Annotated in this window: 19 protein-coding genes; 16 read left to right on the top strand and 3 right to left on the bottom strand. The window is 72.1% G+C overall.

From position 1 onward, the window contains the following. Positions 1 to 78 precede the first annotated feature (78 nt). The 6 genes from ACIGWZ_RS19465 to ACIGWZ_RS19440 all read left to right on the top strand — a co-directional run bounded on the left by ACIGWZ_RS19465 (position 79) and on the right by ACIGWZ_RS19440 (position 7,970). A complete protein-coding gene (locus ACIGWZ_RS19465; protein ID WP_400066181.1) occupies positions 79 to 1,275 on the top strand; it encodes an argininosuccinate synthase in 1,197 nt (398 codons plus the stop codon). A 113-nt stretch (positions 1,276 to 1,388) separates the two neighbouring features. Further along, entirely contained in the window at positions 1,389 to 2,822 is a 1,434-nt protein-coding gene (gene argH / locus ACIGWZ_RS19460) for an argininosuccinate lyase (protein WP_400066179.1), read from the top strand. Positions 2,823 to 3,019: 197 nt separating this feature from the next. After that, on the top strand, positions 3,020 to 3,571 hold the full coding sequence (locus ACIGWZ_RS19455; protein ID WP_400066176.1) for a TetR/AcrR family transcriptional regulator: 552 nt from the start codon (positions 3,020 to 3,022) through the stop codon (positions 3,569 to 3,571). Continuing rightward, positions 3,568 to 5,184 carry an MFS transporter gene (locus ACIGWZ_RS19450; RefSeq protein WP_400066174.1) on the top strand — a complete coding sequence of 539 codons (1,617 nt, stop codon included), beginning with the start codon at positions 3,568 to 3,570 and terminating at the stop codon, positions 5,182 to 5,184. The genes ACIGWZ_RS19455 and ACIGWZ_RS19450 overlap by 4 nt, the downstream gene beginning before the upstream one ends. A 173-nt stretch (positions 5,185 to 5,357) precedes the next feature. Further along, entirely contained in the window at positions 5,358 to 5,693 is a 336-nt protein-coding gene (locus tag ACIGWZ_RS19445; protein ID WP_400066173.1) for a hypothetical protein, read from the top strand. 306 nt (positions 5,694 to 5,999) lie between these two features. Continuing rightward, complete coding sequence (locus ACIGWZ_RS19440; protein ID WP_400066171.1) at positions 6,000 to 7,970, top strand: bifunctional metallophosphatase/5'-nucleotidase; 1,971 nt, start codon at positions 6,000 to 6,002, stop codon at positions 7,968 to 7,970. Between the two features lie 136 nt (positions 7,971 to 8,106). Here ACIGWZ_RS19440 and ACIGWZ_RS19435 read toward each other — a convergent pair whose 3' ends face one another. Next, positions 8,107 to 8,775 carry a lysophospholipid acyltransferase family protein gene (locus tag ACIGWZ_RS19435; protein WP_400066169.1) on the bottom strand — a complete coding sequence of 223 codons (669 nt, stop codon included), beginning with the start codon at positions 8,773 to 8,775 and terminating at the stop codon, positions 8,107 to 8,109. A gap of 541 nt (positions 8,776 to 9,316) precedes the next feature. Between ACIGWZ_RS19435 and ACIGWZ_RS19430 the strand changes: the two genes are divergently transcribed. Both ACIGWZ_RS19430 and ACIGWZ_RS19425 read left to right on the top strand, forming a co-directional pair. Continuing rightward, entirely contained in the window at positions 9,317 to 10,468 is a 1,152-nt protein-coding gene (locus ACIGWZ_RS19430) for a glycerophosphodiester phosphodiesterase (protein WP_400066167.1), read from the top strand. Positions 10,469 to 10,670: 202 nt separating this feature from the next. Continuing rightward, positions 10,671 to 11,213 (top strand): GNAT family N-acetyltransferase, encoded by a 543-nt coding sequence (locus tag ACIGWZ_RS19425; RefSeq protein ID WP_400066165.1) that lies wholly within the window; start codon positions 10,671 to 10,673, stop codon positions 11,211 to 11,213. 82 nt (positions 11,214 to 11,295) lie between these two features. On the opposite strand, the gene ACIGWZ_RS19420 is transcribed toward ACIGWZ_RS19425, so the two are convergent. Then, positions 11,296 to 11,739 carry a hypothetical protein gene (locus ACIGWZ_RS19420; RefSeq protein WP_400066163.1) on the bottom strand — a complete coding sequence of 148 codons (444 nt, stop codon included), beginning with the start codon at positions 11,737 to 11,739 and terminating at the stop codon, positions 11,296 to 11,298. Beyond that, the gene (locus tag ACIGWZ_RS19415; protein WP_400066161.1) at positions 11,732 to 12,100 is read right to left on the bottom strand and encodes a hypothetical protein; all 369 of its coding nucleotides are present in this window, start codon (positions 12,098 to 12,100) and stop codon (positions 11,732 to 11,734) included. The genes ACIGWZ_RS19420 and ACIGWZ_RS19415 overlap by 8 nt, the downstream gene beginning before the upstream one ends. A gap of 117 nt (positions 12,101 to 12,217) precedes the next feature. Between ACIGWZ_RS19415 and ACIGWZ_RS19410 the strand changes: the two genes are divergently transcribed. The 8 genes from ACIGWZ_RS19410 (at position 12,218) to cobA (ending at position 23,731) form a co-directional block, all read left to right on the top strand. Further along, complete coding sequence (locus ACIGWZ_RS19410; RefSeq protein ID WP_400066159.1) at positions 12,218 to 12,865, top strand: HAD-IA family hydrolase; 648 nt, start codon at positions 12,218 to 12,220, stop codon at positions 12,863 to 12,865. 395 nt (positions 12,866 to 13,260) lie between these two features. Then, positions 13,261 to 14,331: a methionine ABC transporter ATP-binding protein gene (locus ACIGWZ_RS19405; protein WP_400066157.1), complete on the top strand. Its 1,071-nt coding sequence runs from the start codon at positions 13,261 to 13,263 to the stop codon at positions 14,329 to 14,331. Continuing rightward, positions 14,328 to 15,062 (top strand): methionine ABC transporter permease, encoded by a 735-nt coding sequence (locus tag ACIGWZ_RS19400; protein WP_400066155.1) that lies wholly within the window; start codon positions 14,328 to 14,330, stop codon positions 15,060 to 15,062. The genes ACIGWZ_RS19405 and ACIGWZ_RS19400 overlap by 4 nt, the downstream gene beginning before the upstream one ends. Positions 15,063 to 15,151: 89 nt before the next feature. Next, positions 15,152 to 16,009, top strand: coding sequence for a MetQ/NlpA family ABC transporter substrate-binding protein (locus ACIGWZ_RS19395; protein ID WP_400066154.1), 858 nt, complete (start codon positions 15,152 to 15,154; stop codon positions 16,007 to 16,009). A 221-nt stretch (positions 16,010 to 16,230) separates the two neighbouring features. Then, complete coding sequence (locus ACIGWZ_RS19390) at positions 16,231 to 16,866, top strand: GNAT family N-acetyltransferase (protein ID WP_400066152.1); 636 nt, start codon at positions 16,231 to 16,233, stop codon at positions 16,864 to 16,866. Positions 16,867 to 17,008: 142 nt separating this feature from the next. Continuing rightward, entirely contained in the window at positions 17,009 to 18,229 is a 1,221-nt protein-coding gene (gene cbiE, locus ACIGWZ_RS19385) for a precorrin-6y C5,15-methyltransferase (decarboxylating) subunit CbiE (protein ID WP_400066150.1), read from the top strand. 237 nt (positions 18,230 to 18,466) lie between these two features. Next, positions 18,467 to 22,285, top strand: coding sequence for a nicotinate-nucleotide--dimethylbenzimidazole phosphoribosyltransferase (gene cobT / locus ACIGWZ_RS19380; protein WP_400066148.1), 3,819 nt, complete (start codon positions 18,467 to 18,469; stop codon positions 22,283 to 22,285). A 183-nt stretch (positions 22,286 to 22,468) separates the two neighbouring features. Further along, complete coding sequence (cobA, locus tag ACIGWZ_RS19375; protein WP_400066145.1) at positions 22,469 to 23,731, top strand: uroporphyrinogen-III C-methyltransferase; 1,263 nt, start codon at positions 22,469 to 22,471, stop codon at positions 23,729 to 23,731. Positions 23,732 to 23,765 lie beyond the last annotated feature (34 nt).

Below are 23,765 nucleotides of genomic sequence, written 5' to 3'. Positions count from 1 at the left end.
GTTCATCGATGCATTGACGAAACATACGAAGGACTGCATACTTATACCCATCAGCGTGTGCACTGTAAGGAGAGACCCGTGACCGAGCGCGTCGTACTCGCCTATTCGGGCGGCCTTGACACCTCTGTCTGCATCGGCTGGATCGCCGAGGAGACGGGCGCCGAGGTCATTGCCGTTGCCGTGGACGTCGGCCAGGGTGGTGAGGACCTGGACGTCATCCGCGAGCGCGCCCTCGCCTGCGGCGCCGTGGAGGCCGAAGTCGCGGACGCCAAGGACGAGTTCGCCGAGGAGTACTGCCTCCCGGCGATCAAGGCCAACGCCCTCTACATGGACCGCTATCCGCTGGTGTCCGCCCTCTCCCGGCCGGCCATCGTCAAGCACCTGGTCGCCGCCGCCGAGAAGCACGGCGCCACCACCGTCGCCCACGGCTGCACCGGCAAGGGCAACGACCAGGTCCGCTTCGAGGCCGGCATCTCCTCCCTCGCCCCCGACCTGACGTGCATCGCGCCGGTCCGTGACTACGCGATGACCCGGGACAAGGCGATCGCCTTCTGCGAGGAGAAGAACCTCCCGATCGCGACGACCAAGAAGTCGCCGTACTCCATCGACCAGAACGTCTTCGGGCGGGCCGTGGAGACCGGCTTCCTGGAGGACATCTGGAACGCGCCGATCGAGGACGTCTACGAGTACACCCAGAACCCGGCCACCCCGCGCGAGGCCGACGAGGTCGTCCTCACCTTCGACCAGGGCGTCCCGGTCGCCGTCGACGGCCGGAAGGTCACCGTCCTGGAGGCCGTCCAGGAACTCAACCTGCGCGCCGGCGCCCAGGGCATCGGCCGGATCGACATGGTCGAGGACCGCCTGGTGGGCATCAAGTCCCGCGAGGTGTACGAGGCGCCCGGCGCCCTCGCGCTGATCACCGCGCACCAGGAGCTGGAGAACGTCACCGTCGAGCGCGAACTGGCCCGCTACAAGCGGCAGGTCGAGCAGCGCTGGGGCGAACTGGTCTACGACGGCCTGTGGTTCTCCCCGCTCAAGCGGGCCCTGGACGGCTTCATCAACGAGGCCAACCAGCACGTCAGCGGCGACATCCGGATGACCCTGCACGGCGGCCGCGCGGTGGTCACCGGCCGGAAGTCCGACGCCTCGCTCTACGACTTCAACCTGGCGACGTACGACACCGGCGACTCCTTCGACCAGTCGCTCTCGAAGGGCTTCATCGAGCTCTTCGGTATGTCCAGCAAGATCGCGGCACAGCGTCAATCGCGGGCATAGCCCGGCGCGACCAGGCCTGAGGCCGCTCGTTTACCTTCGTACGACTGCCGCTTCCCCGCCCCCGCGGCGGGGAAGTTCCGGCACATCCCTAGCAGCCTTGAGGAGCACAGCAAGTGAGCAACGGCAACAGCGGTGACGTACGGCTCTGGGGCGGCCGGTTCGCCGCCGGTCCGGCCGAGGCGCTGGCCCAGCTGTCCGCGTCCGTCCACTTCGACTGGCGGCTGGCCCCGTACGACATCGCCGGCTCCCGCGCGCACGCCCGCGTGCTCCACAAGGCGGGCCTGCTCACCGAGGACGAGCTCGCGCGGATGATCGCCGGGCTCGACCGGCTCGAGGCGGACGTCGCCGACGGCTCGTTCACCGGCACCGTCGCCGACGAGGACGTGCACACCGCCCTGGAGCGCGGGCTGCTGGAGCGGCTCGGCCCGGACCTCGGCGGCAAGCTGCGGGCCGGCCGGTCCCGCAACGACCAGGTCGCCACCCTCTTCCGGATGTATCTGCGCGACCACGCCCGGATCGTCGGCGGCCTGATCGCCGACCTCCAGGAGGCGCTGATCGGCCTCGCCGAGGCGCACCCGGACGTCGCGATGCCCGGCCGCACCCATCTCCAGCACGCCCAGCCGGTGCTCTTCGCGCACCACGTCCTGGCGCACGTCCAGTCGCTGTCGCGGGACGCGGAGCGGCTGCGGCAGTGGGACGACCGCACGGCCGTCTCGCCGTACGGCTCGGGCGCCCTGGCCGGGTCCTCGCTCGGCCTGGACCCCGAGGCGGTCGCCGCCGACCTCGGCTTCGAGCACGGCTCGGCCGGCAACTCCATCGACGGCACGGCCTCGCGCGACTTCGTCGCCGAATTCGCCTTCATCACGGCGATGATCGGGGTCAACCTCTCGCGGATCGCGGAGGAGATCATCATCTGGAACACGAAGGAGTTCTCCTTCGTGACGCTGCACGACGCCTTCTCCACCGGCTCGTCGATCATGCCGCAGAAGAAGAACCCGGACATCGCCGAGCTGGCGCGGGGCAAGTCCGGGCGCCTCATCGGCAACCTGACGGGCCTGATGGCGACCCTCAAGGCCCTTCCCCTCGCCTACAACCGCGACCTCCAGGAGGACAAGGAGCCGGTCTTCGACTCCTGCGACCAACTGGAGGTGCTGCTCCCGGCGTTCACCGGCATGATGGCCACGCTGACCGTCAACCGCGCGCGCATGGAGGAGCTGGCCCCCGCCGGGTTCTCGCTGGCCACCGACATCGCCGAGTGGCTGGTCAAGCAGGGCGTGCCGTTCCGGGTGGCGCACGAGGTCGCGGGGGAGTGCGTCAAGGAGTGCGAGGCGCACGGCATCGAGCTGGACCAGCTCACCGACGACCAGTTCGCCAAGATCTCCCCGCATCTGACCCCCGAGGTCCGCGGCGTCCTCAACGTCCCCGGCGCGCTGGCCTCGCGCAGCGGCCGCGGCGGCACCGCGCCCTCCGCGGTGGCGGTGCAGCTCGGCGAGCTGAAGGCCGATCTGGCGGCGCAGCAGGCCTGGGCCACGGCCAAGCAGAAGTAGCGTACGGACGCGTACGGCGGCCCCTGCCCGGGAACGGGCGGGGGCCGCCGTCGTATGCGCCGGTGCCGGTGAGGTGCACCCCGGCCGGAAGGCCGCCGGCCGTACCCGGGTGGCCCAGTGGCCCGCATGGCGTCCGGGCTCGGCAGCGGCGACATATCGATGAGACATTGATGTCTCATTCGGATACTCTATGTCTCATGGCCGTGGATCGTGAACAGGTACTCACCCAAGCCGCCGCGCTGCTCAGCCGCCGCGCGACGACGTCGATGGACGAGATCGCCCGGGCCGCCGGCATCAGCCGGGCGACCCTGCACCGGCACTTCGCCGGACGGGACGCGCTGATACGCGCCCTCGAACAGCACGGCATCGAACGGTTCGCCCAGGCCATGGACGCCGCCCGGCTCGACGACGGCACCGCCCGCGACGCGCTGCGCCGGCTGATCACCGAGGCCGAACAGGTCGCCGGCGTACTGGCCTTCCTCTTCACCGAGAACCAGCTCTTCGAGGGCGAGGAGGTCAACGCCGGCTGGGCCGGCCTGGACGCCCGCATCAACGCCCTCTTCCGCCGCGGCCAGGAACAGGGCGACTTCCGCATCGACCTCAGCGCCGCCTGGCTCACCGAGGCGTTCTACGGCCTGATCGGCGCCGGCGCCTGGGCCGTCCACGAAGGGCGCGTCGCCCGCAACGACCTCAACCACTCGATCGCCGAGCTGCTGCTCGGCGGCATCCGACGGAGCATGGAGAAATGACCGAGACCATAGCGCCAGGACCGGCCGGTTCGGCCCATGTGGACGACCAGCCCCGCCCGGGCCGCTGGCTCGCTCTCGCCGTCCTCGTCCTCGCCGTCCTGCTGGTCGGCGTCGACGCCACGGTCCTCGGCCTGGCCACGCCCTTCCTCAGCGAAGACCTCAAGCCCTCCGGGACGCAGCTGCTGTGGATCGGTGACATCTACTCCTTCGTCATCGCCGGTCTGCTGGTCTCCATGGGCAGCCTCGGCGACCGCATCGGCCGCAAGAAGCTGCTGCTGATCGGCTCGCTGGCGTTCGGCGCGATGTCGGCGGTGTGCGCCTACGCCACCACCCCGGAGATGATGATCGCCGCCCGCGCCCTGCTGGGCGTGGCCGGCGCGACGCTGATGCCCTCCACCCTGGCGCTGATCCGCAACCTCTTCCACGACCCCAAGGAACGCAGCCTCGCCGTCGGCATCTGGGGCGCGATGGCCTCGGCCGGCACCGCCGTCGGCCCGGTCCTCGGCGGCTTCCTGCTGGGCCACTTCTGGTGGGGCTCGGTCTTCCTCATCAACCTGCCGGTGATGGCGCTCCTGGTGGTCGTCGGCATCAAGGTGATCCCGGAATCGCGTAACCCGGACCCCGGCCCCTGGGACGTCCCCAGCGTCGCCCTGTCCCTGGTGGGCATCGTCGGCGTCGTCTACGCCATCAAGGAAGCGGCGGTGCACGGCTACCGCTGGGACATCCTGCTCTCCGGCCTCATCGGCGCACTCGCCCTGATCGTCTTCGTACGCCGCCAGCTCACCCTCCCCTCGCCCCTGCTCAACATGAAGCTCTTCCACCACCGGGGCTTCTCCGGCGCCGTACTGGCCGATCTCCTCACCATCCTCGGCCTGTCCGGGCTGGTCTTCTTCCTCTCCCAGTTCCTGCAAATGGTGCAGATGCGCTCGCCGCTGAACGCCGGGCTCACCGAACTCCCTGCCGCGGTCGGCGCGGTCGGCGCGGGCCTGGCCGCCGGCTACGTCGCCCGCAGGCTCTCCGTACGCCTCGTGGTGGCCGGCGGCCTCGCGATCGTCGGGCTCTCCCTCGTCGGCTCCACGACCCTGCACGCCGACACCGGCACCGCCTCGATCGGCCTCATCCTCTTCGTCGTCGGCGTCGGCGCGGGATTCTCCTTCACCGTCACCGCCGATGTGATCCTCTCCAGCGTCCCCAAGGAAGAGGCGGGCGCCGCCTCCGCCGTCTCCGAGACGGCCTACGAACTCGGCTCGGCGCTCGGCATCGCGCTGCTCGGCTCCATCGTCACCGGCGTCTACCGCGGCTTCACGGCACCCGCCGGCCTCCCCGTGGCGGCCGACCACGCCGCCCGCGAATCCCTCGGCGGCGCCGTCGAGGCCGCCAAGGACCTCCCCGCCGACCAGGCCGCGGCCCTGATGAAGGCCGCTCAGCAGTCCTTCGTCGACGGCCTGGACATCGCCGTCGGGGTCAGCGCCGTGGTGCTGCTGGGCGCCGCGGTCGCCGCATGGTCCCTGCTCCGCGGGCAGGAACTGGGCAACAGCCCCGCCGAGCCCGGGACGAAGCCGGGCGCCCGCCCCGAGTCGGAGGCCGAGCCGACGGGCGGCGGGGGCGCCTGAGACGGCCGGGTGCCGCTCGGCCCTTGTCCGATGCCGGCGACCTCTGCGACGTTGGGACGGTGCGGGAATGCTGGTTGTGCGGTGAGCCGGTAGAGGCTCGGCAGGTGTACCGCGTCGAGTTGGAGGGCAGCCGCGGCCCCCGAACGGTGGAAATTCCCGGGTGCGGGGACTGCGTGCACAGGTACGAGACCCACCGCAACGAGGGAACCACCGTCGCGGAAGCCTGCTTCTTCGTCGCGCTGACAGCGGGCCCGGCGACAGGCGTCTTCGCCATCGGTCTGCGCTCGTCCGTTCTCGGTGCCGCGGCCCTGCTGCTGCTCGGGACATGCGTGATCTCCATGGTGGCCCTGATCGAACGGGACCGCAGGAAGACCCCACGGCTGACATCCGCACACGGGGGATGGCAGCAACGGCTGAGCAGGCAGCCGGACGTCGCCGCGCTGCTCCAACAGGGTTGGTGGCTGAAGGGAGACCGGCCCGAGCACAGGCAGGGGCCCGGCGGTCCCTGAGATCCTCCGCACGCGGAGCCGCCCGGCGCGGGCAGGAGGGGAACGACCCGCCGGAGCGCATACGGGCCCCGGCCGCGCGGACTCCGCACCTGCGCCTGGCGACATCCGGGTCATGACGAGCCGCTGACGGGCGTGTCCTGCGCGGCCCCGCGCCGCCCACCGGCCATGATCCACACGACACGCCCCGGGGGCGACTGTCCCCGGCCGTTCATGCCCGGTACGCGTCCAGGTGGCCGGACGTCCCGCACGGCTGGCTTGACTCTCCCGTCGTCCCCCTACGGCCGGCCCGCTCAGGAGAGTGACGCAGTGCGCGACATCGGACGACGGTTCTTCTTCACCGCGGCGGGAGCCATGGCGACCACGAGCGCCATCGGCAGCAGCGCCTACGCCACCGGACACGCCCGCGACGCGGGCACCGCCGACGAATACGTCGATGTGCAATTGCTCAACATCACCGACCTGCACGGATATCTTCAGGGCGCGCCGGGCGGCAATTCCGTCATTACCGGGGCGGGCGGCAAGGCGTACACCGTGGGCGGCGTCGCGTACATGGCGGCCCATGTGGAACGGCTACGGGACGGCCACCGCAACTCCCTCTTCTTCGCACCCGGTGACCTCTTCTCCGGCTGGGAGTTCGACGCCGCATCCTTCGCCGAAGAATCCACCATCGAGGCCCTCAACGCCCTGGGCCTGGACTTCGCCTCCGCCGGGAACCACGAATTCGACAAATCCGCGGCCTTCCTCACCTCGCACATCGGAAAGGGCACCACCTACCCCGTCATCGGCCGTGACGACTCCTTCGACGACTCGACCGGCCGACGCTTCCGCGGCGCGAAATTCCCGTACTACAGCGCCAACCTGGTCTGGAACGAGAGCGGCGAGACCGTCCTGCCGCCGTACAACATCGTGCACGTGGACTCCGGCCGCGGCCACACGCTGCCCATCGGCTTCATCCACCTCACCGCCCTCGGCACCGAATCGTTCCCCGGCTCCTACCAGCCGGGACTGCGCACCCTGGACGAACTGGACACCGCCAACCGGTGCGCCGCCGAACTGAAGTCACGCGGCGTCAATGCGATCGTGCTCAGCATGCACGACGGCGCGGTCGCCGGCGGCGACTTCTCCAGCGGCAGCAACCCCTCCGGCCCCGCCTACGAACTGGCGCTCCGGGTCTCGTCGGACATCGACGCCATCGTCACCGGCCACTGGCACTGCGCGTTCACCATGATGCTGCCGGACCCCAACGGCAACCCCCGCCCCTTCGTCGAGGCGGGCTGCTACGGCCAGCTGATCAACGAGATCACGCTGCGCCTCGACCCCGACACCGGCGAGGTGATCCGGCCGCTGACCACGTCCACCAACCACCCCAACACCCGCGACGTGACCCCGCACCCCGAGCTGCGCTCGATCGCCGACTACTGGGCGGGCTACGGCACCCGGCGCGCCGCCACCCCGCTCGGCAAGCAGACCGCCTCCTTCACCCGCCGGCGCAACGCCGCGGGTGAGAGCACCATGGGCGACCTCGTCGCCGACTGGGCACTGTGGGCGGGCGGGCGGCCGCGCGGGCCGATGGACGACGCCGCCACCAACCCCGACACCCCCGCCGAACTCGCCGTCATCGCGGTCGCGCCGCGCGTCGGCCAGGCCGTCATCGCCGGCGACCTGGTGCGTGACGAGGCGTCGGACGGCACCATCACCCTCGGCCGGGCCTGGAGCACCGTCGGCTTCGGCGACCCGATCATGACGGTGACCGTCACCGGCGCCCAGATCCACGACGCGCTCGAGGAACAGTGGGCGCCCACCGCCGGCGGCGGCCTGGGCTTCGCCCCGCTGGCCGTCTCCGCCAACGTCCGCTACACCTTCGACGCCGCCGGCCCGGTCGGCAAGCGCATCGACCCCGCCGATGTCTTCATCGACAACACCGCGCTCGACCCGGCCCGCAGCTACCGCCTCGCCGCCCCCTCGTACACCCTCATCAACCAGGACGGCTACAGCGCCTTCTCCGGATTCACCGCGCCCGTACGGCACACCCGCGACTTCGAGAGCTTCGTGGAATTCGTCCGCACCCGGCAGCAACTGACGCCCGCTCCGCTGAACCGGGTGGCGGTGAAGAACGCGGACGTGCCGGGCGCCCGGATCGGCGGCGTCACCGAACGGCCGCAGCTGATGCAGTCCGACGGCAGCAAGATCCCGCGGCCCGAGGCGGCGCTGCGTACGGCACTGACCGGCGGCCCCGAAGGCCAGCGCGCGCCCGGAGGCTTCCGGGTGCCCTGCTGACCGCCACGCACCGGGACCCGTCCGATCTCGGACGGGTCCCGTTTGTGCCCTGGTGCCTCAGCCATCAAGTGAGGAACCCCGACGGCGAGCAGCCACCTCCGCGAGAGCGGCGGCGGCTTGGCCGCAAAAGAGGGGTTCAGGCGGCCCTGGCCTTGGTGGCGTAGATGTCGACGTACTCCTGGCCGGACAGCTCCATGACGTCGCTCATCACCTCGTCGGTGACGGCCCGCAGGACGTAGCGGTCGCGGTCCATGCCGTCGTAGCGGGAGAAGTCCAGCACCTCACCGAAGCGCACCGTCACCGGAGCGATGCGCGGCCGGCCCTTGCCGCCGGGCTGCACCTTGTCGGTGCCGACCATCGCGAACGGGACGACCGGGGCGCCGGTCATCAGGGTGAGCCGGGCGATACCGGTACGGCCGCGGTAGAGGCGCCCGTCGGGGGAGCGGGTGCCCTCGGGGTAGATACCGAAGACGCTGCCCTCCTCCAGGACGCGCCGGCCGGTCATCAGCGCCGCGACGCCGCCGTGCCCGCCGTCGCGGTCCACCGGGATCATGCCGGCGCTGGTGAAGAACCACGCCATCAGCCGGCCCTTGAGGCCCTTGCCGGTGACGTACTCGTCCTTGCCGATGAAGTAGACGGGACGCTTGACGAGCAGGCTCAGGAACAGCGAGTCGATGAAGGTGACGTGGTTGCCGGCCAGGATCACCGGACCGGTCTCCGGAATGCGCTCCATGCCCTCGACCTTCGGGCGGTAAAGGACGCGCATGAGGAATCCGAGAATCGCCTTGAGCACAATGCGGGACAACGGGTCCTCCGGGTCGTGGCTGGTCAACGTCGAGGCAGCAGCGAACTCTGCAGCCCAGGACGATACTCGCGGGTCACCTGCGCGCGCACATCGGGTTCATGAGGTCGATACGGAGAGTTGACGCTCAGTTGACGTGTGTTACCGCCGTGTTCCGTCCGATGTCGCCGCGCGTCTCCCCGATGCGGCCCGTGCGTGCTTACGATCGGCGGGTGCTTTGGCAGGTGCGGGACAGGAGTGCGGGCCCCCTGGGTTGCCCCAACGGCCCGGGCTGCGCGAACAATTCCGAGGTGGGGGAAGAACGCGGAAAAACGCGGAAAAACCAGGGAGACCCCTGAACCGGCCACGACGAAGCCCTGACGAAGCCCTGAGGCGGCGCCCCCGAGGGCGCACCGCCGAAGCGCCGAGGGAGCCCCGACGGGCCCGACCCCACCCGGAACGCTCGCGCCCCGCCACCACCCCGGCCCCTGGGGCCACCTCCCCCGGGACCGTTGCACCTACCTCCGGATTCACCCCGGACCCATACGACCAAAGGAGCGCGAGCATGCAGAAGCGGCAGCAGCCGGGACGGCGGATGGTGCTGGGGGCAGCGGCCCTCGGCGCGGGTGCGGCGGTGTTCGGCGGGGCCGGGCAGGCGAGTGCGCGCGAGACCGGCGGGGCGAGCGGGGGCGGGGCGGCCCGGGAGCTGCCCGTGCCGCTGATCGTCGGGCACCGCGGGGCCAGCGGTTACCGGCCCGAGCACACCTTCGGGTCGTATCAACTGGCCCTCGACATGGGCGCGGACGTCATCGAGCAGGACCTCGTCCCCACCAAGGACGGGCATCTGGTCTGCCGGCACGAGAACGACATCACGGCCACCACCGACGTCTCCGCGCACCCCGAGTTCGCCGGCCGCAGGACCACCAAGACCGTCGACGGGGTGAAGCTCACCGGCTGGTTCACCGAGGACTTCACGCTCGCCGAGCTCAAGACGCTGCGCGCCAAGGAGCGCATTCCGGGCACCCGCCAGCACAACACCCTCTACGACGGACAGTGGGAGGTGCCGTCCTTCGAGGAGGTGCTCCAGTGGGCCGAGCGGGAGGGCCGCAAGCGGGGCCGCCGGGTCTGGCTGCACATCGAGACCAAGCACCCCACGTACTTCCGCAAGCTGGGGCTGGGCCTGGAGGAGCGGGTGGCCAAGGCGCTGCGGGCGCACGGCCGGCACCGTAAGAACGCGCCGAACTTCCTCCAGTCGTTCGAGCCGAGCAGCATCCAGCGGCTGGGCAAGCTCGTCGGCTGCCCCAAGGTCGTGCTGCTGTCGACGCTCGGCTCGCGCCCGTGGGACTTCGTCGAGGCGGGCGACCCGCGCACGGTCGCCGACCTGGTCACGCCCGAGGGGCTGGCCTGGATAGCCGGGTTCGCCGAAGGCATCGGCCCCGACCTGAGCGTCATCATCCCGCGGGACAAGGACGGCAAGCTCGGCACGCCCACCTCCGTCGTCGAGGACGCGCACGCGGCGGGACTCGTCCTGCACCCGTACACGGTCCGCAACGAGAACAGCTTCCTGCCCGCCGACTTCCGCCGCGGCACGGACCCGAATGCGTACGGGGACGCGCTCGGCGTCTTCAGGGCCTATCTGGGCACCGGCATCGACGGGTTGTTCTCCGACAACCCGGACACCGCGCTGCTGGCCGCCGCGGAGTTCCGCAAGCGCTGACGCCCGCCGCGCCGGACCGGCCCCGCTTCCCGTGGATCCCCTGGAATCTCATCTGAGTTGGGAATGTCACAGAGGAGCTTGGGGCCGGTCCGTTCCCCATGTCCCATATGCCCGCGCACAATGCTCCCGACGGGGATTGCCACTGCCACATTCCGGGGAATCCGGAAGCACGCAGCGAACCGAATAGGGGAGGCATACGCGCATGGGCACGAGCGTGACCATCTCTGCGGCGACCGATCAGGATGCCGAGCAGATCCTCAAACTGCAGTACCTCTGCTACCAGTCGGAGGCCGCGCTCTACGACGACTACGGCATCGAGCCGCTCACCCAGAGCCTGGACGCCCTGCGTGCGGAACTCGACGAGGGGTGCGTGGTGGTGGCCCGGCTCGGTGGCGAGGTCGTCGGGTCCGCACGCGGCACGGTCGACGCGGACGGCACCGCGCAGATAGCCAAGCTCATGGTGCACCCGCGGATGCAGCGGCACGGGCTGGGCGGCCGGCTGCTCGGGGCCGTCGAACAGCGGCTCGCGGCCGAGCGCTCCGCCAAGCGCTACCGCCTCTTCACCGGCCGTCGCAGCGAGGGCAATCTGCGGCTCTACCGCAGTCACGGTTATGTGCCCGTCGGCACCGAGCGCCTCAGCCGCAGGCTGAGCGAGGTCACCCTGGAGAAGGACCCGGGCAAGGGCCCGGTAGCGGACCCAGGGAAGGGCCTGGCGGCGGCCGAGGTGTACGTGGCCGGGGCGTAGCAGCCCCCGCCGCGCCCCGAGAACAGGTGTGCGGGCCCGCTGTGGGGGCGGGCCCGCACACCGTAGCCGTACGGCCCGGCCGCTATGCCGCGGTGCGGGACCGGCGCAGCCACATCAGGCCGGTGACGGGCAGGACGACCGGGATGAAGAGGTAGTCCATCCCGTAGTCCGACCACACGGTGGCGTCGGGGAAGGCGGACGGGTCGACCAGCGTCCAGGTGCCGATGCCCACCACCCCGATCAGTTCCAGCGCGCAGGAGACGACCGCCGCCTTGCGGGCGCCCTCGCCGCCGCGCACCAGCGAGAAGAGGATGAAGCCGTAGACGACCGCGGAGACCGCCGAGAGGCTGTACGCCAGCGGGGCCACATGGAACTGGGCGATCAGCTGGTAGAGGGAGCGGGAGGCGGCGGCGACGGTGAAGACGCCGTAGACGGTGACGAGGAGGCGTCCGGGGCCGGTGCCCAGCGAGCGCCTGGCCGGGGCCGCGGTGACCTCCGCCGCCGTGGTCGTGGTCGGTTCAGGCACTGCCGCCTCCCCAGATGTCGAAAAGCCGTACTTCCAGCACCGCCAGCACGACGCCGCCCGCGGCGACGGTGGCCGAACCCCAGCGGGTGCGCTCCGAGAGCGACATGAAACCGGTCGCCGGGATGCAGGCGGCGGCACCCAGCAGATACGCCACAAAGATCGCGGTGCCCTGGTCCGGCGACTGGCCGCGCGCCAACTGCACGAAACCTATGACCAGTTGGGCGATGCCGAGCACCGACACAAGGGCCATGCCGATGAAGTGCCAGTCCTTCGTCGGCTGGTCGCGGTAGGTGGCGAAGCCGCACCAGGCGGCCAGCGCGAGAGCGGTCACGGCGACCGCGAGCGTCAGCGCGTCGATCACCGGGACCTCCGCGCGGCGCCGAGGTGCGCCGAGGGGATGTGGGGCATGGGGTGATGCTAATCGCCCCGCGGCGGCCGACCGCGTCCGGCCCTGCCGCGGCACGTACGCTCGTGAAACATGAAGATCTCCGCCGATGCGCTCCTTTTCGACAACGACGGCACGCTGGTCTCCTCCATGGAGTCCGTACGCAGGTGCTGGACCCGGTGGGCGCAGGAGTACGGCCTGACCGAGGACGACTTCGTGCGGGTGGGGCTGCACGGCCGGCCGGCCGCCGAGATCGTCGCGGATCTGCTGCCCGCGGACCGGGTGCCCGAGGCGCTGGCCCGGATCGAGCACCTGGAGGTCGAGGACGTCGAGGGCGGCGTCGTCGCGCTGCCCGGCACCCATGCGCTGCTGGCGAGCCTGCCGCCCGAGACGTGGGCCGTGGTCACCTCCGCCACCCTGCGGCTGGCCGAGGCCCGGCTGGGCGAGGCCGGGATACGGCCCAAGACCCTCATAGCCGCCGACGACATCACCCGCGGCAAGCCCGACCCGGAGCCCTTCCTGCTCGCCGCCGAGCGGCTGGGCGTGGACCCGGCCCGCTGCGTCGTCTTCGAGGACGCGCCGGCCGGGCTGGCGGCGGGCCGCGCGGCCGGGATGACGACCGTGGCGTTGACCACAACGCACCGTGCCGAGGAACTGACCGCGGATGTCGTCGTCGCCGATCTGTCGGCGGTATCCGTGCAGGCCACGGCCGGGACGGTGGAGATCACCGTCGGGGAGTAGGGCGCTGTCCACTGGTCGATCAAGCCTGTCCGGTATTCGGACAGGCTTGATCCGGCCGCACCGCTGTCTGGTTTACTTGCCGCCATGACCACGACGAGCAACCGCATCCCTGCGACCGAGGCGATCACGACGCCCGGTGCTCGTTGCATGTGTCGAATGTGTGACCGCTGAGGGCCCCCGCCTGAGCCTCGCGCCCCGAAGCGAGACCCCCCACGCTCCCGTGGAGCAAGGGGGACCTCATTGCGCCGTACGTCATCGACGACGCACCGGCCGCCCCGCGTCACCGGAACCCGAAGCCGGGCCCCTACCCCCCGGGTTCCTCTCAGCCGCACTCGCAAGAATGCCCCGTACCCGGTGGGCGAGCCGCCGGGCACTCGACAGTGACGGAATTCCCTGTGATCACCACAACGGGCCTGACCAAGGTCTACCGTTCAGGAGACCGCGAAGTCACCGCCCTGGACGGCGTCGATCTACACGTCCGCGAGGGCGAGGTGTACGGCGTCATCGGCCAGAGCGGCGCCGGTAAATCCACCCTCATCCGCTGCCTCAACCTCCTGGAGCGCCCCACCTCCGGCACGGTCACCGTCGCCGGCCAGGACCTGACCGCCCTCGCCGGGCGCGGACAGCGCGCCAACGCCGCGCTGCGGGCCGCCCGCAGCCATATCGGCATGGTCTTCCAGCACTTCAACCTGCTGTCCTCGCGGACCGTCCAGGACAACGTCGAGCTGCCCCTGGAGATCCTCAAGGTCGACCGCCGTGAGCGCTCCCGCAAGGCCCTGGAGCTGCTGGACCTGGTCGGTCTCGCCGACAAGGCCCAGGCCTACCCCGCCCAGCTCTCCGGCGGCCAGAAGCAGCGCGTCGGCATCGCCCGCGCCCTGGCCGGCGACCCCAAGGTCCTGCTGTCCGACGAGGCCACCAGCGCCCTGGACCCCGAGACCACCCGCTCCATCCTCCAGCTGCTGCGCGACCTCAACCGCAAGCTGGGCCTGACCATCGTGCTCATCACGCACGAGATGGACGTCGTCAAGACGATCTGCGACTCGGCCGCGCTGATGAAGAACGGCCGCGTCGTCGAACAGGGCACCGTCGCCGAGCTGCTCGCCACGCCCGGCTCCGAGCTGGCCCGCGAGCTGTTCCCGGTGGGCGGCGAGCCCTCCGCCGAGGACCGCACCGTCGTCGACATCACCTTCCACGGCTCGGCCGCCACCCGCCCGGTGATCTCCGAGCTGGCCCGCACCTACAACGTCGACATCTCCATCCTCGGCGCCGCCATGGACACCGTCGGCGGCAAGCAGATCGGCCGGATGCGGATCGAGCTGCCCGGCCGGTTCGAGGAGAACGTCGTCCCCATCGGCTTCCTGCGCGAGCAGGGACTCCAGGTCGATGTCGCGGACATCGCCCCCGCCGACCCCGATCCGGCGATCCCGGCGCCCGCCGCCCCGCTCCAGAAGGAAGGTGCCAAGTGAGCTGGAACGAGATGCAGCCGCTGCTGTACGACAACACGCTCGACACCCTCTTCATGGTGTGGTGGTCGACGTTCTACGCGGTGCTCTTCGGCATACCCGTCGGCGTGGTGCTGCATCTGACCGACCGCGGCGCGATGCTCCAGAACGTCGTGGTGAACAAGGTCCTCGGCGCGATCGTGAACATCGGGCGGTCCTTCCCGTTCCTGATCCTGATCGTCTGGCTGATCCCCTTCACCCGGCTCCTGGTCGGCGTCTCCATCGGCCCGACCGGCGCGGTCGTCCCGCTCAGCATCGCCGCCATCCCGTTCTTCGCACGGCTGGTGGAGGCGGCGCTGCGCGAGGTGGACAAGGGCCTCGTCGAGGCCGGCCACGCGATGGGCGGCGGCACCTGGACGATCATCTTCAAGGTGCTGCTCCCGCAGGCGCTGCCCGCGCTGGTCGCGGCCGCCACCACCACCGTCATCACGCTGATCGGCTACTCCGCGATCGCCGGCGCGGTCGGCGGCGGTGGCCTGGGCAACCTCGCCTACACCTACGGCTACCAGCAGTACGAGACCTCGCTGATGGTCATCACCGTCGTCGAGCTGATCGTCCTGGTCACCCTCGTACAGCTCCTGGGCGACTTCGTCGTCCGCCGCCTCGCCGGCCGCGGCACCCGCGCCTCCTCCGTACGCGTCGGCCTGCGCCGCGCCCGCACCGAGGAGCCGGCCGCCGTCACCGAGGCAGCCTGACCCACCCCCGCATCACCCCTGAGCCCGGACCCTTTGCCGGGCGGACCACCACGCGCGACACGCGCGTGAACAAGAAAGAGGCACTCTTCGTGCGCACCACCGTAAAGATCACCGTGGCGATAGCCGCCGCCTCCGCCGTCGCCCTCGGGGCCAGCGCCTGCAGCGCCCCCTCCGACACCACCGCCAGCACCGACAAGAGCGACAAGAACGCCCCGCTCGTCGTCGCCGCCAGCCCCACCCCGCACGGCGCCATCCTCGACTTCGTCAAGAACGAGCTGGCGGCCAAGGCCGGGCTCAAGCTGGTCGTCAAGCCGTTCAACGACTACAAGATCCCCAACAAGGTCACCGACGACGGCCAGGTCGACGCCAACTTCTTCCAGCACAAGCCGTTCCTGGACACCTTCAACAAGGAGAACGGCACCCACATCGTGCCCGTCCAGAACGTGCTCATCGAGCCGCTGGGCGTCTACTCCAAGAAGATCCACAAGATCTCGGACCTCACGTCCGGCTCCACCGTCTCGGTGCCCAACGACCCCTCCAACGAGGGCCGCGCGCTCAAGCTGCTCGCCGACAACGGCGTGATCACCCTCAAGTCCGGCGTCGGCGCCGACGCCAAGCTCACCGACGTCAAGGACGACAAGGGCGTCAAGATCACCGAGCTGGAGGCCGCCCAGACCGCGCCGCGCATCGACGACGTCGACGCCGCCGTCATCAACGGCAACTTCGCCATCGGCGCCAAGCTCAAGCCCTCCAAGGACGCCCTGGCCCTGGAGAGCACCAAGAACAACCCCTACGCGAACTTCCTGGCCGTCAAGAAGGGCAACGAGAACGACCCGCGGATCAAGAAGCTCGCCAAGCTCCTGAACTCCCCCGAGGTCAAGAAGTTCATCGAGGACAAGTACAAGGACGGCTCGGTCATCCCGGCCTTCGGCCCCGCCAAGAGCTGAACCCCGCCGCTCGTGCACAGGTCGCCGGAGAGCGACCGGCCGCACGGCGGAGCAGTGGGCCCCGGATCCGCGCGTGCGCGGCCGGGGCCCCACGCGTGGCACACCCACGCGTGCATGCTGCATGCTGGTGCACTCAAGACGGTCAATACGGCCCGTGACCTCGCGGTGAACACTCCGCGACGTCCCGGAGCACCTTCGGTCAACGGCGTGGGAGCAGCGGCATGACATCCACCTTTCCGGACATCTCCATCAGCACGGAACGGTTGGTGCTGCGCCCCCTCGACGAGGACGACATCCCCGCCCTGACCGAGATGATGAACGACGAGCTGGTCGCGGCCTGGACCGCGATACCCCAGCCCTACACCGAGGCCAACGCCCGCCACTGGGTCACCGAGTACGCGCCCGCCGAACGCACCGCCGGCCGCGGCATCGACTTCGCCGTCACCGAGTTCCTCACCCAGCGCCTGGTCGGCATCGTCCAACTGGGCAACACCAACTGGCGGGTGCGCTCCAGCGAGATCTCGTACATCGTCGCCTCCTGGGCCCGCGGCGAGGGCTACGCCTCCGAAGCCACCCTCGCCACCGCCCAGTGGCTCTTCCAGGACGAGAAGTTCGAACGCCTGGAGCTGCGCACCGCCGCCGGCAACACCGCCTCCCAGCAGGTCGCCCAGAAGATCGGCTGCATCAGCGAGGGAGTGCTGCGCAACGCCTCGATAGCCCGCAGCCGCACGGAGGACGGCGGCTGGACGGACATCCGCACGGACATGATCGTGTGGAGCCTGCTGCCCGAGGACCTCGAAGGGCTCCCCGGCCGGATGGCGGACGCCAACGGATTCGCGTACCCCGAGTGGAACTGACCCCACACCCACACAAAGGTACGTATCGCTCGGGGTACTCTCGGCCTGCCGCACCCCTCGCCACCAGCGGGGAGCACACCACGGCCCGGCACCCCCGCCGCCCCGCCCGCGTACCCCCAGCAGCCCCAGGAGACTGACGAGCATGGCCGACCGGGTCACGGTGATCGGATGGGACGGCTCCGCGCTGACCGCCCCCGCCCGCTCCGCCCTCGGCGCCGCGACGCTGGTGGCCGGCGCCGCCCACCACCTCGCACTGCCCGAAGTCCCGCCGAACGCCGAGCGCATCCGCCTCGGCAGCGTCGGCCTCGCCGCCCGCCGGATCGCCCAGCACCGCGGCACCGCCGTCGTCCTCGCCGACGGCGACCCCGGCTTCTTCGGCGTCGTCCGCACCCTCCGCGCCCCCGAGCACGGCCTCGAGGTCGAAGTGGTGCCCGCCGTCTCCTCCGTCGCCGCCGCCTTCGCCCGGGCCGGCATGCCCTGGGACGACGCCCAGATCGTCGTCGCCCACAGCCGCGACCTGCGCCGCGCCGTCAACGTCTGCCGCGCCCACACCAAGGTCGCCGTCCTCACCTCACCCGGCGCCGGCCCCGCCGAACTCGCCCTGCTGCTCGGCGGCGTCCACCGCACCTTCGTCATCTGCGAGGAACTGGGCACCGACCGGGAACGGGTGACGGTCCTCACATCCGACAAGGTCGCCGACCATGTCTGGCGCGACCCCAACGTCGTCATCGTCATCGGCGGCTCACCCGGCGGCGCCGCCGCCCAGGGCACCGGCTGGATCGCCGCCCACGAGGTCGGCCACCCGACCGGACCGCGCGGCTGGGGACTCCCGGACGGCGCCTACGGCGGCGCCCTCGACGAGGGGGAGTCCAGCCAGCTGCGCACCGCCCAACTGGCCCGCCTCGGGCCCCGGGTGGGCGACCTGGTCTGGGACATCGGCACGGGCAGCGGCGCGGCCGCGGTGGAGGCCGCGCGGTTCGGCGCCGCCGTCATCGCCGTGGACGCCGCGCCCGACGCCTGCGAGCGCGCCGCCGCCGTCGCCCGCCGCCACGGCGTGCAACTCCAGGTCGTCCAGGGCCGCGCGCCGGGGGTCCTGGAGGACCTCCCCGAACCGGACGTGGTGCGCATCGGCGGCGGGGGAGCGGCCGTCGTCACCGCCTGCGCGGACCGCCGCCCCGAACGCATCGTCACCCACGCCGCCACCCGCGACGAGGCCGAAGCGCTCGGCAGGGCGCTGGCCGACGGCGGCTACCAAGTCGAGTGCGCGTTGCTGCAGTCCGTCGACCTGGACACCACGGCCTGGGTCGAACGTGAACGTTCGGTGGTCTTTCTGCTCAGCGGGTATCGCGTTCCTCACCCATGACCTGGAAGGCAAGCCGTGGGAGGTAGGCTGGCGGATCGTTGCGCCGCTGTTCCGCGTTCGGGTGAGTACGTCAAAATCCGGAAATTGCCGTGGTTTTGGCGGAAAATGAAGCACTAGAGGGCGGACGTGCCGCGCGGCGCGCTCGCTCGTTCTCGCTATCGGGGCGTCGGCGCGCCCCGGTCGAGCGCGTCGCACGAGCGGTTGGAAGGAGCACTAGCACATGGGCGAGGGGTACGCATGACCGACACCGGCCAGGTCCCGGGCGAGGGACAGCCGGAGAACGCAGGCGGGCATCCCGGGCAGCCGCAGCCGGCGGCCGTTCCCTCCCCTGCCGACGCCGGACCGACGCAGCAGCCAGGCACGGTCCCGCAGGCGGACGCGTACTCCTACCTCGAGCCGGCCAATGGCGTCGAGGACGACGATCTGCTGCTGATGCCGGGCGCCCAGGGCGCCTGGAGCGAGCAGCAGGCGCAGCCGATGCCGCAGCAGGCCGCACCCGGCCAGAGCACGCAGCTGCCCGCGCAGGCCGGCGACCACGAGAGCGGCGGCCGGGACTCCGGCGCGGTCGACCTCAGCGCCGTGCGCATCCCGCAGCCCGCGGCACCGCAGCAGGAGCGGATGCAGGCGACCGCGCAGGCCGCGCCCGCACGCCGGCCGCTGCACATGGGCCCGCCCGTCCCGGACCCGACCGGCGGCGTGGTCCGTTCGCTCGCCGACCGCGGCCCCGCGGACGCACCCTCCCAGATGCCCGGCCGGCACGCCGGGCCGCCGACCACCGAGCCCGAGTACCTCGATGCCCAGGCGGCCGCGCCCGGCGAGCCTTCCGCGGCCTTCGCCGGGGAGCAGCCGGTGGCGGCCGAGCAGGCCGCCGTCCAGCCGCCCGCCGGACAGCCGGGCGTGGCGGCGCAGCCGGAGCAGCCGGTCGCGATGCCGCCGTACGGTGAACAGCCCTACGACGGCCAGCTCTATGCCGAACAGTCGTACGGGGCCGCCGGCCAGGGCCCGCTGCCCGGCCCGCAGCTGGGCGAGATCCCCTCGCAGATGCCGCCGTGGAGCGAGACCTCGGCACAGGCGGCCGCGGTCCCGCCCGCCGGAATGCCCGCCGAGACGGTCGCCCCGGTGGCGGCCGAACCGGCCCCGCAGGACGCCGTGCTGCCCGCCGAACAGCCGCCGGCGCAGCCGATGCCGCTGCCGGAAGGCCAGGCTCCGGAGGCGGCGGCCGTCGCGGACGCGGTGGTCGAGGAGGTCGCGGCTGCCGATGCCGCGGCCGATGTTCCGGCCGACGCGGTCCAGGTGGCGTCGCAGGACGAGGTGCCGGCAGCCGACGGTTTTGTGGCCGACACGGCGGCAGCCGATGCCCCGGCACCCGACGTCGAGGCGCCCCCGGCCCCGGAGCAGGTGCCGCAGGCCGAGGCGCCCGCCGAGGAGCCGCACGAGGCCGGGGAGCCGGCCGAACAGCCGGTGCAGGAGGACCAGGGGCAGGCCGCCGAGGCCGCGGCCGCCGCGGTTCGCGCCGCCGCGCCCGTCGAAGCCGCCGAGTTCGCGGACGCCGGTCAGGAGGCAGCGACCGAAACCCCGGTGGCGGCGCAGCCGGTCGCCGCGGCAGCCGACGCCGCGACCGTGACCGACGCGGACGCCGCCGACGCGGACCGGACCCCGCAGGCCGTCGAGCCGCCGCAGGCCGTCGAGGCGGCCGAACCCGGGCCCGAGGCGCCCCAGGTGCCCGAGGCCGCGCCGGTGCCCGACGCCACGGTGCAGGGCCCCATCGCCCTGCCCGCCCCGGAACACAGCGCGCCCCTGGACGAGCCCGCCCCGGAGCAGCCCGAGGCGCCGCTCCCGGACGCCGAACTCCCGCGGCCCGCCGAGGCCGAGGAGACCCCGGCCGACGGACAGGCCGAGGGCCGGGAAACCCCCGCCGCACTCGCCGCCGAGGCCCCGGCGGAGACCCCCGCCGAGCCCGTCGCCGAGCAGCTTGCCGACGACGCCCCCGGCGAGGCGCCGGAGCCCGACGCCGCAGCCGCGGAGCAGGCCGAGGCCGTCGAGCTCACCGAGCCCGCCGCCGAACCGCAGCCCGCCGCCGTCCACATCCCGGCCCAGGCAACCACCGAGCCGGTTCCGGCCGACGCCCCGGTCGTCGCCCCGGCCGACGCCGACGCCGACGCCGACGCCGAGGACCGCCCCCACCAGCAGGACGCCGCCGAACTCGTCCAGCTCGGCGAGGGCCACGACGACGAGCAGCTCCAGGAAGCGGACCCCTCCGGCCCGCAGGCCACCGCCGAGGCGGCCGACGGCGACGACGCCGCCCCGGCCGCCGCCCAGAGTGCCCCCGCCGCCGGATACGACGACTCCGAGCGCGCCGCCGTCCACCGCGTGATCCGCGAACGCCGCGACATCCGCAACGGCTTCCGCAGCGACCCGATCCCCAACGACGTGCTGCTGCGCGTCCTGGAGGCGGCCCACACCGCCCCCAGCGTCGGCCACTCCCAGCCCTGGGACTTCGTCGTCATCCGCTCCGACGAGACCCGCGAGCGGATGCACCAGCTCGCGACGGCGCAGCGCGACGCCTACGCCAAGTCGCTGCCCAAGGCCCGCGCCAAGCAGTTCCGCGAGCTGAAGATCGAGGCGATCCTCGAGACGCCGGTGAACATCGTCGTCACCGCCGACCCGACCCGCGGCGGCCGCCACACCCTCGGCCGGCACACCCAGCCGCAGATGGCCCCGTACTCCTCGGCGCTCGCCGTCGAGAACCTCTGGCTCGCCGCCCGCGCCGAGGGCCTGGGCGTCGGCTGGGTCAGCTTCTTCGACGAGCGGGAGATGGTCCGCGAACTGGGCCTGCCCGAGCACCTCGAAGTCGTCGCCTACCTGTGCGTCGGCTACGTCGACGAGTTCCCCGACGAGCCCGAGCTGCTGCAGGCCGGCTGGTCCAAGCGCCGCCCGCTGTCCTGGGTCGTCCACGAGGAGACCTACGGCCGCCGCGCGCTGCCCGGCGAGGACCCGCACGACCTCCTCCAGGAGACGCTCCAGGGCATCCGCCCGCTGGACGCCAAGGCGCTCGGCGAGGCCTGGGAACGGCAGAAGCGGATGACCAAGCCCGCCGGGGCGCTGGGCATGCTGGAGATCATCTCCGCGCAGCTGTGCGGACTGTCCCGCAAGTGCCCGCCGCCCATCCCGGAGCCGGCCGCCGTCGCGATCTTCGCCGGTGACCACGGCGTGCACGCCCAGGGCGTGACCCCCTGGCCCCAGGAGGTCACCGGCCAGATGGTCGCCAACTTCCTGGGCGGCGGCGCGGTCTGCAACGCCTTCGCCAACCAGGTCGGCGCCGAGGTGTGCGTCGTGGACGTCGGCGTGGCGGGCGAACTCCCCACCACCCCGGGTCTGCTGCCGCGCAAGGTGCGGGCCGGTACCGCCGACTTCACCGCGGGCCCGGCGATGACCCAGGAGGAGGCGTACAAGGCGATAGAGGTCGGCATCGAGACCGCCCGTGACCTCGTCGCGGCCGGCAACAAGGCGCTGCTGACCGGCGAGATGGGCATCGCCAACACCACCACCTCGGCCGCCCTGATCTCCGTCTACACCGGCGCCGACCCGGTCGAGGTCACCGGCCGCGGCACGGGCATCAACGACGAGACGCACGCCCGCAAGGTCGACGTCGTCCGGCGCGCCCTGGAACTCCACCAGCCCGACCCCGCCGACCCCATCGGCGTCCTCACCGCGGTCGGCGGCCTGGAGCACGCCGCCCTCGTCGGCCTGATCCTCGGCGGCGCCTCGCTGCGTACGCCGGTGATCCTCGACGGCGTCAGCGCCGGCGCCGCCGCCCTGGTGGCCCGCGCCATCGCGCCCGAGGCGCTGGCCGCCTGCATCGCCGGTCACCGCAGCGCCGAGCCCGGACATGTCGCGGCGCTGACCAAGCTCGGCCTGCGCCCGCTGGTCGACCTGGACCTGCGCCTCGGCGAGGGCACCGGCGCCCTGCTCGCGCTGCCGGTGGTGCAGAGCGCCGCCCGCGCCATGCACGAGGTTGCCACGTTCGACTCCGCCGGAGTGACGGAGAAGAGCTGACCGGCCGCGGCCGGGACCGGCCGCCCCCGCATGACCCCCGGCCCACAGCCCCATAGGCTGTGGGCCGGGGCACTACCCCTCACCCGGTGTCCCGCGCCGTACCACCCTCCCCAGCCGCTCCAGAGCCGCAGCGACTGAGCCGGTCGTCGACCTCGCACCACCCGCACAAGGAGCCGTATCACCATGGCTGAGCACGTCGCCGAACACGCCGCCTACCCCGTCGGACTGCGGCTGTCCGGCCGCCGCGTGGTCGTCCTCGGGGCCGGCCAGGTCGCCCAGCGCCGGCTCCCCTCGCTGGTCGCCGCGGGCGCCGACGTCCTGCTGATCTCCCCGTCCGCCACCCCCTCCGTCGAGGCGATGGCCGATACCGGCGAGATCCGCTGGGAGCGCCGCCGCTACCGGGACGGCGACCTCGCCGAGGCCTGGTACGCGCTGATCTCCACCGACGACCCCGAGGCCAACGCCGCCGCCTCCCAGGAGGCCGAGCGCCGCCGGGTGTGGTGCGTACGCTCCGACGACGCCGCGGCCGCCACCGCCTGGACCCCGGCCACCGGCCGCAGCGAGGGCGTCACCGTCGCGGTCCTGACCGGCCAGGACCCGCGCCGCTCGGCCGCCGTACGCGACGCCATCGTCGAGGGCCTGCGCGACGGCAGCCTCGCCGCCCCGCACCACCGCCGCCCGCACACCCCCGGCGTGGCCCTGGTGGGCGGCGGCCCCGGCGACCCCGACCTGATCACCGTCCGCGGCCGCCGCCTGCTCGCCGAGGCCGACGTGGTGATCGCCGACCGCCTCGGCCCCCGCGACCTGCTCGCCGAGCTCCCCCCGCACGTCGAGGTCATCGACGCCGCGAAGATTCCGTACGGCCGCTTCATGGCCCAGGAAGCGATCAACAACGCCCTGATCGAGCACGCCAAGGCGGGCAAGGCCGTGGTCCGCCTCAAGGGCGGCGACCCGTTCGTCTTCGGCCGCGGCATGGAAGAGGCCCAGGCGCTCGCCGAGGCCGGCATCCCCTGCACGGTCGTCCCCGGCATCTCCAGCACCATCTCGGTCCCCGGCGCCGCCGGCATCCCGGTCACCCACCGCGGGGTCGCCCACGAATTCACCGTCGTCAGCGGCCATGTCGCCCCCGACGACGCGCGCTCCCTGGTCGACTGGCCGTCGCTGGCCAGGCTGCGCGGCACCCTCGTCGTCCTGATGGGCGTGGAGAACAGCGGCGCCATCGCCGCCAAGCTCATCGAGCACGGCCGCCCCGCCGACACCCCCGCGGCCGTCATCCAGGAGGGCACCACCGCCACCCAGCGCCGCGTCGACGCCACCCTGGCCACCCTGGGCGAGACGGTGCGGGCCGAGGGCGTCCGTCCCCCCGCGGTCATCGTCATCGGCGACGTCGTCACCGTGGGCACCCCCACCCCGGGCACCACCCCCACCTCAGCCGATCCCGCGTAACACGCCATAACCCCGGGTGACCGACCCCCTCCCC

It is taken from the genome of Streptomyces sp. NPDC053427 (genome assembly GCF_044544985.1).
Lineage (GTDB): Bacteria > Actinomycetota > Actinomycetes > Streptomycetales > Streptomycetaceae > Streptomyces.
The sequence above is the reverse complement of the archived record's forward strand: the minus strand, read 5'-3'. Positions and strand labels throughout refer to the sequence as shown.